General features: G+C 64.9%; 8 protein-coding genes. 3 read left to right on the top strand and 5 right to left on the bottom strand.

Features of this window, described 5'->3' with window-relative positions:
- From WBB14_RS30865 to WBB14_RS30880, 4 genes are all read right to left on the bottom strand, one after another.
- Positions 1–560 (bottom strand): enoyl-CoA hydratase-related protein (locus WBB14_RS30865; protein ID WP_424243146.1); only part of this gene is annotated, 560 nt, incomplete at its 3' end.
- The gene (locus WBB14_RS30870) at positions 557–1852 is read right to left on the bottom strand and encodes an acetyl-CoA C-acetyltransferase (RefSeq protein WP_424243147.1); all 1296 of its coding nucleotides are present in this window, start codon (positions 1850–1852) and stop codon (positions 557–559) included. The genes WBB14_RS30870 and WBB14_RS30865, both read right to left, overlap by 4 nt.
- Before the next feature lie 12 nt (positions 1853–1864).
- Positions 1865–4213: an acyl-CoA dehydrogenase gene (locus WBB14_RS30875; protein WP_424243148.1), complete on the bottom strand. Its 2349-nt coding sequence runs from the start codon at positions 4211–4213 to the stop codon at positions 1865–1867.
- Between the two features lie 41 nt (positions 4214–4254).
- Entirely contained in the window at positions 4255–4920 is a 666-nt protein-coding gene (locus tag WBB14_RS30880) for a TetR/AcrR family transcriptional regulator (protein ID WP_424243149.1), read from the bottom strand.
- 381 nt (positions 4921–5301) lie between these two features.
- On the opposite strand from WBB14_RS30880, the gene WBB14_RS30885 reads away from it, so the two are divergent.
- From WBB14_RS30885 to WBB14_RS30895, 3 genes are all read left to right on the top strand, one after another.
- Positions 5302–6906, top strand: a complete 1605-nt coding sequence (locus WBB14_RS30885; protein WP_424243150.1) for a glucosamine inositolphosphorylceramide transferase family protein — start codon at positions 5302–5304, stop codon at positions 6904–6906.
- A gap of 564 nt (positions 6907–7470) precedes the next feature.
- Positions 7471–8223: a response regulator transcription factor gene (locus WBB14_RS30890; RefSeq protein WP_013395120.1), complete on the top strand. Its 753-nt coding sequence runs from the start codon at positions 7471–7473 to the stop codon at positions 8221–8223.
- 359 nt (positions 8224–8582) lie between these two features.
- Positions 8583–9248 carry a response regulator transcription factor gene (locus WBB14_RS30895; protein ID WP_054453089.1) on the top strand — a complete coding sequence of 222 codons (666 nt, stop codon included), beginning with the start codon at positions 8583–8585 and terminating at the stop codon, positions 9246–9248.
- Positions 9249–9365: 117 nt separating this feature from the next.
- Here the strand turns inward: WBB14_RS30895 and WBB14_RS30900 are convergent.
- The coding region (locus WBB14_RS30900) for a WcaI family glycosyltransferase (RefSeq protein WP_424243151.1) at positions 9366–10424 on the bottom strand (1059 nt) is incomplete at its 5' end.

The following is a 10424-nucleotide window of genomic DNA, read 5'->3' on the forward strand; positions in this document are numbered from 1 at the left end:
GTGAGACCCAGTGCGGCGGCGCGGCGCGCGTCGGCGCCGCGGCCGGTCAGCATCATGTCCAGCGCGGCGGGTGCGCCGATCAGTTGCGGCAGGCGCAGCATGCCACCCCAGCCGGGGAAGATGCCCAGCATGACTTCGGGCAGCGCGAGCGAGGTCCCGGGCTGGTCCGCCACCAGTCGGTAGCGGCAGGCCAGCGCCAGTTCCAGGCCTCCGCCCAGGCAGTGGCCCTGGATCAGCGCCAGCGTGGGATAGCGCACCGCGGCCAGGCGGTTGAAGAGATTCCAGCCGCGCGCGACCAGCGCGCGCGCCTGTTCGGGCGTGTCCAGGCTGGCGAATTCGTTGACGTCGGCGCCCACGATGAAGCCCGTGGCCTTGCCGGACTGGATGATCAGGCCCGCGGGCGGCGCCGCGTCCAGCGCGTCCAGCACCTCCGCCAGTTCGCTCATGGTGTCGGCGGACAAGGCATTGACCGCGCTGCCGGCGCGGTCGAAGGTCAGCCATGCCAGGCCATCGGCATCGCGCTCCAGGCGCCAGTGGGATAGCGTATCCAGTGTCGTCATGGGCGGTCCTCGTCCAGGGTTTCGACCAGCATCGCGCCGCCTTGGCCGCCGCCGATGCAGATGGCCGCCATGCCGCGCTTGGCGCCGCGGCGCTTCAGGGCCGCGAGCAGGTGCAGCACGATGCGGGCGCCGGAAGCGCCCACGGGATGCCCGATGGCGATTGCGCCGCCATCGACGTTGAGCCGGGCCGGATCGAGGTCGCCCCAGGCCGGCGTGCCGAAATGCTCCTGGCAATAGGCATCGTCGCGCCAGGCCGCCAGGCAGCCTAACACCTGGGCGGCGAAGGCCTCGTTGATTTCCCACAAGTCCAGGTCATTGAGGCCCAGGCCGTGGCGTTGCAAGATGGGCGTGGCCGCATGCACGGGGCCCAGGCCCATCTGCGCGGGATCGAGCCCGGCCCACTGGCTGTCGACGATGCGGCCCAGCGGCCGCAGATTCCATTTGCGCACCGCTTCTTCGGAAGCCAGCGTCAGCATGGCGGCGCCGTCGGTCACTTGCGAACTGTTGCCCGCCGTGATGTTGCCCCAGGGCTTGTCGAAGACGGGCTTGAGCTTGGCGAGCTTCTGGGGCGTGGAGTCGTCACGCACGCCGTCGTCGTCGGGATACAGCTTGCCTTGCGTGTCGATCAGCGGCGAGATCTCGCCCAGGGCGCCAGCCGCGCGGGCCGCCAGCGCGCGCGCATGGCTTTGGGCCGCGTAGGCGTCCATCGCCGCGCGGTCGATGCCGAAGCGGGTCGCGATGTTTTCGGCGGTCTGCCCCATGGACAGGCCGACCACCGGGTCCGTCAGGCCCTTGAGCAAGCCGATGACCGGCACGAGGTTGCGCAGCCGGAAGCGCCCCAGCGCCGCGAGCTTGGCGCCCATGCCGCGCGCGGCATACCAGCCCGCCAGCCAGCGCACCATCTCGTCCGAATACAGCACCGGCGCGCGCGACAGGGCGTCGGTGCCGCCGGCCAGCACCAGTTCCGAACGGCCGGACTGGATGTTGGCGATGGCGGAATCCAGCGCCTGCATGCCTGATGCGCAATTGCGCATGACGGTCCAGCCCGGCACCTTGTTGCCGCAGCCCAGGCGCAGCGCGATCACGCGGCCGATGTTCACTTCGTCGGGCGAAGGCGCGGCGCAGCCGACGATGACCTCGTCCAGGTCCGTGGGCGCATGGGGCTGGCGCAGCAGCAGGGCGCGTCCCGCCTGCACGGCGAGATCGCCTGCGGCAAAAGGGCCCGGGCCGGTGCGCGCCTTCAGGAAGGGCGTGCGGGCGCCGTCGACGACGTAAACCGGTTTGAATGCCATCCGATTCCTCCTTCAGGCGACCCTGCGTTCGGCCGCGGGGCTGCCCTGGTCCGTGGCGCTCAGGTCAAAGGGGAAATCATCCACTTTCACAACCGTATCGCGCAAGCGGTTGCGGCGCTTTACCACTGTAAATTCTTCTAGGGTGATGCCGCCGATGGCGAAGGCGGCGTCGGCGATGTCGCGCACATTGGCCTGCGGATTGCCGTCAAGCGCGCCGCGCTTTTCAAGCTCGCGGATCTTGGCTTCGATGGGTTCGGCGTCGAGCGTGGCGGCCAGCGCCAGTTCGATGGCGCCGACGGGTTCGGCCTCGGTCGCCGGCAGATGGCAGCCCGCGGTCAGGCGGTCGCGCGTCGCGCTCGGGTTGATCAGCAGCCGCGCCACGTCCTGCCCAAGTTGGTCGGAAGGCAGGGATTGCGTGCGGCCCCAGGGGAACACCAGGCGGCGCAGGCTCCAGGCCACGAAACGGTTGGGGTAGTTGTCGAGCACGCCTTCGATGGCTTCCTGCAGTTTGAACAGCGCGTCCTGGATCGACCAGTGCGCCAGCGGCGCATCGGCCGCCTGGCGGCCTTCGTCCTCGAAGCGCTTGAGCGTGGCGCTGATCAGGTACATCTGCGACAGCACGTCGCCCAGGCGCGCCGATAGGCGCTCGCGGCGCTTCAGGCTGCCGCCCAGTACCAGCATCGAGGTGTCGGCCAGCAGCGCGAAGGCGGCGCTGTAACGGCTGAGCAGCTGGTAGTAGCGTTTCATCTCGGGCGCGACGTCGGCGTTGACGCCGACCAAACGCGCACCGGTGAGCGCCGTGCCCAAGGCGCGCAGCTTGTTCTTCGCGACGAAGCCCACGTGGCCCCAGAAGGCGCGGTCGAAATCGTCCAGGCCGCGCTTGCGGTCGGGCGATTGCGCAGCCTGCATCTCGGCCAGCACGTAGGGATGGCAGCGGATCGCGCCCTGGCCAAAGATGATCAGGCTGCGCGTCAGGATGTTGGCGCCTTCGACGGTGATGCCGATGGGAATCTGCTGATAGGCGCGGCCGAGAAAGTTGGACGGGCCCAGGCAGATGCCCTTGCCGCCGATGACGTCCATGCCGTCGTTGACGACCTGGCGCGCGCGCTCGGTCACGTGGTACTTGACGATGGCGGACACGACCGAGGGCTTTTCGCCCAGGTCCACCGCGCCCGCCGTCATGCCACGCGCGGCGTCCATCATGTAGGTGTTGCCGCCGATGCGCGCCAGCGCTTCCTCCACGCCTTCGAACTTGCCGACAGGCGTGCGGAACTGGCTGCGCACACGCGCATAGCCGCCCACCGCCCGCGTCGTCAGCTTGGCCATGCCGGTGTTGGAAGAGGGCAGCGAAATCGAGCGCCCCGCCGCCAGGCATTCCATCAGCATGCGCCAGCCCTGGCCTGCCATGGCCGGCCCGCCGATGATGAAGTCCAGCGGCATGAACACGTCCGCGCCGCGCGTGGGACCGTTCATGAACATGGCGTTCAGCGGGAAGTGGCGGCGGCCGGTGTCCACGCCCGGATGGTCGTGCGGCACCAGCGCGCAGGTGATGCCCAGGTCTTTCGCGCCGCCCAACAGGCCGTCCGGATCGTACAGGCGGAACGCCAGGCCCAGCAGGGTGCACACGGGCGCCAGCGTGATGTAGCGCTTGTCCCAGGTGACCTTCATGCCTATCACTTCGCGGCCCTGCCATTGGCCCTTGCAGACGATGCCGCTGTCGGGGATGGCGGCGGCGTCGGAGCCGGCCCAGGGACTGGTCAGCGCGAACGCGGGCACTTCCTCGCCGCGCGCCAGGCGCGGCAGGTAGTGGTTCTTCTGTTCGTCGGTGCCGTAATGCAGCAGCAGTTCGGCCGGGCCTAGCGAATTGGGCACCATGACCGACACCGCCAGGGCGGACGAGCGCGTGGACAGCTTGGTCACGATTTCGGAGTGGGCATAGGCCGAGAATCCCAGGCCGCCGTATTCCTTGGGAATGATCATGCCCAGGAAACCCTGGGTCTTCAGGTAGCTCCAGACCTCGGCCGGGAGATCGTGGCTTTCCTGCGTGACGTGCCAGTCATTGACCATGCGGCAGGCCTCTTCGGCCTGGACGTCGAGAAAGCGCTGCTCGTCATCGCTCAGGCGCGGGCGGGGATAGGCCAGCAGGCGGCTCCAGTCGGGCCGGCCGCGGAACAGTTCGCCTTCCCACCACACCGTGCCCGCTTCCAGCGCATCGCGCTCGGTGTCCGACATCTGCGGCAGCACCTTGCGGTACAGATTGAAGATCGGGGCGGACAGCAGGGCGCGGCGGACGGGGCGCACGCCCAGCACGATCGCGGCCAGCAGCGCGGCGATGACCAGGGCGAGGATGACTGCGTTCATTTCTTGTCTCCGTGGATGTTCTGCCTGCGGGAGCGTGAAGCTCAGGGCACGTGCGGCAAGGGCGAGCGCAAGCCGCCGAGCAGGAAGCTCATCAGGCGCGGCAGCAGCAGGTCCGGGTTATTGGGCTGTTCGGCTTCGTCTATGGTCCAGCCCGTGACCGAGCGCAGCAGGTCCGTGCCGATGATGGCGTAGGACGTGGCGCCGAGCATGAACTGGAAGCGCCAGACGATTTCAGCCTTGGGCACATCGGGCAGGGCCGCGAACAACGCGTTGCGGTAACGCTCCAGCACGTCCGCGTATTCCTCCGCGAACAGCGCGCGGATGAAATCCGAGGGGTCGGTCATGGTGCGTTCCAGCAAGGGCAGGAAGGTGCTGCCGGCCTGGGCGGGGTCGGCGGCCAGGCGCAACAGCGTGCCGAAAAAGGCGTCCACGATCTGCGACGGCTTCAGGGGCCTGCCTTCGGCCTGCGCCTCGAGTTCATCCAAAAGTCGCAAGCGCTCGCGATTCAGCACTTCCAGGCGCCGTTTGAGCACCGCCTGCACGAGTGACTCCTTGGAGCCGAAGTGGTAATTCACCGACGCCAGATTGACGCCGGCGGCCGTGGTGATCTGGCGCATCGAGGTGCCATCGTGTCCCTGCTGGGCAAACAAGGCCTCGGCGGTGTCCAGGATGGATTCGCGGGTGAGAGACGGTCTGATTTCTTGCATAAGGTTGAATTCAAACGTTCGTTTAAAAACAATTATGCGTGAGAGATGGCTGAGACGCGAGCCTCGGCTATCCCCAATAGGGTTTACCACTAGCGGTCCGCGCGTCGCACATTCGGGACTGGCCGGATTTTCGCCTGTCTCCACCAGACGGATGACGAATCTCATGCGGAGGGAGTAGCAATTTCCTAGTGTTTGCGCATGATCCTGAGCCATTCGTCCTCGGACTGCCGACCTAGGATGAATGTGGTCTGGAAGGGACGCGCAAAACCCCGCAGTATCAGCGCGAAGACTTGAATCTGTCGCGCCCCTGAATACGCAATGGCTAGCCCGTTCGCCGTAACGGACGGAAGGCCGATAAGCCCTGGCACAGGAGCAGGAGAAATGAAAACCTACAGAGTGGGACTGCTGGTCGACGGGTACGAGCAACCCGGCTGGATGCATGAGATGGTGGATTGGCTCACGCATAGCCAGGATTTTGAAGTCGCTGCTTTGCTGGTGATGAACATGGAAGGCGGGGAGAAGTCTCCCCGCTTGGGTACGCGCGCCCTGTTTGGCGTCTTGTCGCGCCTGGAGGCGCGTCTGCTGCCGGCCAAGCAGCGGCAGGCGCTGGCCTGCCGCGACATGCGCGCGAGCATGCCGCCGGATGCGGCTGCCGTCTTGTCGCTGGCGCCTGGCATGCCAGCGGCCGAGGCGCAAAGCCAGGTCGCGGCGCTGGGTCTGGATCTGGTCATCACCTTGGGCGCATCGCCGGCCTCTCGCGAGCAAATGGCTGGCTGGGCGCGTCTGGGCGTATGGCAGTTGAGTTATTCCGATATTGCAGTGGCGACAAGCCGCTATGCCGGCTTTTGGGAGGTCTTTCAGCGTGAAGACCACACCACGGTGAAACTCTGGCGCGTGGGGCAGCGGGAAGATCAAGACGAACTGCTGGACCAGCGCAGTTTCAACACCGAGTTGTTCTGGTTGAAGAATCAGGCGCGCGCGTTCAGCCTTGGGAATTTCATGGTGTACGACGCGTTGCAGGCGCTGGCCCGCGTCAAGCAGGGCGTGGCGCCGCCCGCCATGCAGATCATGAGCGGCCTGCGGCGCGAGGATCCGGTGGAGTGGGATAGCGCCGCATATATTGCGCGCCAGGCGTGGTTAATGTCGGACTTGATTGTGCGGCGCGTCATGAAACGCAATGTGCGCTGGCGGATCGGCATGTTTCCGTCTGCTCGGCAACAGGCAGTGGTGTCCGAGGCGATGGTATTGCAGCCGCCCAAGGGCAGATTCTTCGCGGATCCGTTTGTATATACCCAGGATAAAAAGCCGTATATATTTTTCGAGGATTACGATTTTACCTCCCGCAAGGGCACGATCTCGGTCGCGACCTACTCCGACGGGGCTTTCCGCCTGCTGGGCACGGCCCTGAATCTGCCTTACCATCTGTCGTTCCCATATATATTCGAGTACGAGGGCGTCACTTACATGGTGCCAGAAACTTGCGGGAATCGCAGTATAGAATTATGGAAATGCACCGATTTTCCGCTTAAATGGGAGCTTGATGTAAATCTGATGACTAATATATCCGCTGTCGATACCATTATTTTCAAGCATGGGGAATACTGGTGGCTATTAACCAATATCGACCGGACCGACGGCCAAAGCCATTGCGATGAGCTGTTCGCGTTTTTCTCGGATTCGCCGCGCTCGACCGAGTGGACGCCGCATGCCTGCAACCCCATCGTCCGCAACCCGATGCGGGCCCGCAACGCCGGAATCGTTGTGTCGCCTGGCGGAGAGGTGATCCGCTGCGCCCAGTACCAGGGCTTCTGCCACTATGGCAAGGGTGTGTCGCTGAACCGGATCGAGGAACTGTCGCCATCCTCCTATGTGGAAACGGACGGCGAAATCCACTATGCGAGCTTCCTGAGAAAACGCCATGCTTCGATGCACCATTGGCATCATCAAGGCGGCCATACGGTATTTGACTTCGCCTATATGGAGTAAATCGTGCCGGAAACGCAAAAATAAAAATGTTACCTATATTTCGATTACAAGAAAGACGCACGGGCTTGATGTGTCCGCGGAAACATATAGACAGTTATTGCCCTGATTCCGGAAGTTCCAGGCCGCGCCCGGCGGATGCCGCAGCGCGGCTTTTTTACGGCTGTAACAATGGCCTGCCTTAGCTGAGAGCCTGCGCCCGCCCTGCATGTTTCATAGAGAGGGCGCAAGCTTCTCATGGAGAATTCCTGGTGAAAACCCTAGCGCCGGAACGGATGAGGAGCGCGCCTCCTCCGTATTTACGAGGATGATTAAGGCTAACGAATGATTTCTGTTTTTGTCGGATTATATCGAGCCGAAACGTCTTGATTTTGACAATTTCGAACCATAAGATGGGTCCATGCCATCCGTTATGTTGGCTACCAAAGTCTCCCAGCCCAAATGCCCCGGTTCGGCTTCATTAGATATTCCGGGATATTGCAGACTCGAACTGCGGGGCTGGAAAAAAAATAGTCTTCAGCACAGCGAAGATCCCTTCTAGGCCCGTCGAAAAACCGGGAGGACACCATGGCCAAGATGGTCCTGATTGAAGCCCATCCGCTCCTGCGGTTGGGGTTATGGCAGATTCTGAGCAAGTTGGATGATGTGTGGGAAATCGAGGGGATGGGCTTGGCGGACATCTCCAAGGCGGACGGCGTGCACGCGGGCGCTGATCTGCTGATTTACGGATTGCCGGTGGATACCGACGAAGCGTGGAGCGCGCTGCATGAAATCCAGCGCGTGCTCACGCCCAAGCGGATCCTGCTGCTGACGGACGTGATGCCCCTGCCCATGCCGGTGCAGGGCCTGCCCGGGGCAAGCGTCTACGGTTGCCTGATGAAGACGGCCTCGGTGGAGATTCTTGAAGCAGCCATCCGCCTGGTCATGGCGGGCGGGCAGTGCTTCCCCAGCGAACAGGCATTGCAGGCTCCCGCGCAAGCGGTCTGCGCCTTGCCGGCCAGGGACGCCGACGATGCCGCCGCCAGCAAGGGTTCCATGCCTGTCAGCGCTGGCGCGCAGTTGTTGCAGATCACGCCGCGCCAGTACGAAGTGCTGGTGCTGCTGGCACGCGGTTATCCGATCAAGACTGTCAGCAGGATGTTGAATATTTCGGTGGCCACGGCCAAGACGCATGCGTGCACGCTCTACCAGCGCTTGCATGTCAAGAACAAGGGCGAAGCCGTATACGCGGCGCTGCAGCGCGGCGCGACCTTGGAATGGCATGAACCCAATGGCAGGGATGTGGACGCCGGGCAGCTCTATGGGCGCAAGCTCGGGTAACCGAGGCAGGTTGCGCTGCCTGCCCGGCAGCCTGGAACGCCCGCGTTCCTTGGCTGCCGGGAGTGCGCATAGCCATCCTGGCTAATTCATACACAGCAGTATCCGCGGTCGCAGTGCTGCTGCTTTCCTCCACCAATCATCCTCCTGAACGAGATTCAGCGAACGTAGCCGCTGATAGCATGGGTTGTGTCCGCAAGTCTGGATTGAGAGGGCGAACCACTCCGCCTCGCCATCGCGATCCAGTGCCGCGGACGAGATTCCCGTGAGGTCGGTGACGCCAGCAGCCTGCCGTTGCAGCAATGATGCGCCAGCGTCATGGGAACCGTGTATGGGCCATGCGTCACAAGGTTCCCCCCGGGATGACAACCGTACTGATCGAAGACTACGCTCTGCTCCGTGTCGCGATCCAGCATGTGCTGGAGCGTGCGCGGAACACCGACGACATCCTGGCCATCTCGCCAGCCCAATTGCTCACCATGTCCAGTTCGATCAACCGCCCAGTGGAACTGCTGGTGATGGGTTGCAGCGGCCTGGCCGAACAGGACGTCGGCCTCCTGTCCCAGTCGATGGCGTTCTTCATGCCGCGGCTGGTGCTGGTGCTTTACTCGGTGCTGGACCCGGGCGTCATGGCGGCGTGTGCGCGGGCAGGGGTCGCGGGCTACATGCCCAAGGCATCCAGCCCCGATGCGCTGGCGGCCGCGGTCAGCCTGGTGATGGCGGGCGGCGAATGCTATCCGCAGCCGGCGGCCCGACCTCAGGGCGCGTCGCATCCGCCAACCCAGGAGCTGAGGGAATTGACGCAACGGCAGGAAGAGATCCTGCAATTGCTGGTACAGGGCAAGACCATGCGGGAGATCGGCCAGCAGGTCGGCATTTCGGTGGCCACGGTGAAAAGCCATGCGCGCACCCTGTATTGGAAGCTCAATGCGCGCAACCAGGCCGAGGCGGCCTACATCGCGGTGCAGATGGGGTTGGTCAGAAGCGGGAATGGGGCGGCGCCAGCCAAGCACGATCCCGACGCGTAGATTGGGGGAAGCGCGGGCGTTCCGATGCGGGAACTCCGCCTTCGAACGCGTGCCACCCATCGACAACCGCCACAAGAAAATTGAGCCCCGCAGGGCGTCGATGGGTCACGCGCGCGATCAGGCGCCTGTGTTTGCGTCGGATTGCGCCGGGCGGGCAGCACGTTTGCCCTTGGCGCCGATGAGGCTCTCGAACTCCTGCTCGGCCGCGGCCAGCACGCTGTCCACGTGCAGATGCGTCTGCGCATACTGGCGCGCCGCAGCCCCCAGCGTTTCGCGGATCTGCGCGTTGTAGCTGAGCTTGCGCACGGCCTCGGCCATGGCGGCGCCGTCTTCAGGCGGCGTCAACAGGCCGCAACGCGCCACTACGCCGGCCAGCTCGGTACCGGGCGAGGCGCCGCACACCACGGGCCGGCCGCTGGCCAGCATGCCGGTCAGTTTGGACGGCATCACCAGGTCGGCGGCGCCGGCGCGTTGCGGCAACAGATGGATGTCGGCGGTGTTCAGCAATTCACCCAGGCGTTCGGCCGGCTGCAGGTCCAGGAAAACCACGCGGGCCAGGCCCTCGCATTGCTGCTGCAGCGGCGCGCGCTCGGGCCCCTGGCCGCAGAAGACGAACCACAGGCGGGTCTCGCGGACTAGCCTGCGGGCAACGTCGGCCAGCGTCTGCAAGCCTTGCTTGCCGCCCATGTTGCCGGAGTACAGCGCAACGATGGCGTCGTCCGGTATGCCCAGCTCGGCGCGGTATCGGCCGCCGCCGGCGTGCGGCGCGATCGCATCCACGTCGATCCAGTTCGGCAGCAGCACTGCGCGGCCCGGGTCCACGCCCTTGGCCCGCGCCAGGTCCAGCATGCGGTTGGATATGGTGGAGACGCGGTCGAAGCGGCGCATCAGCCAGCGTTCGGCCCTGAGCACCATGGCGCGCAAACCTGCGCCCTTGAGCAGCCCCAGTTCGAACGCCGCGTCGACTTCGTAGTCCTGGATGTGCAGCCAGGCGCGGGCGCCGCAAAGCCGCGCGGCAAGCCAGGCAGCGGGCGCGCAGAACAGCGCGGGTTCCACCACCAGGATGAGGTCCGGCCGCCCGGCGGCGGCGCGCAACAGCGAGGGCAGGCTGGACAGCGCGAAACTGGCCAGGTGGATCAGGCGCTTGAGGCCGCCCGGCCGCGCGGGCACCCAGAG

The sequence above is a fragment of the Achromobacter sp. genome (assembly GCF_049647645.1).
Taxonomy (GTDB): domain Bacteria; phylum Pseudomonadota; class Gammaproteobacteria; order Burkholderiales; family Burkholderiaceae_B; genus Achromobacter.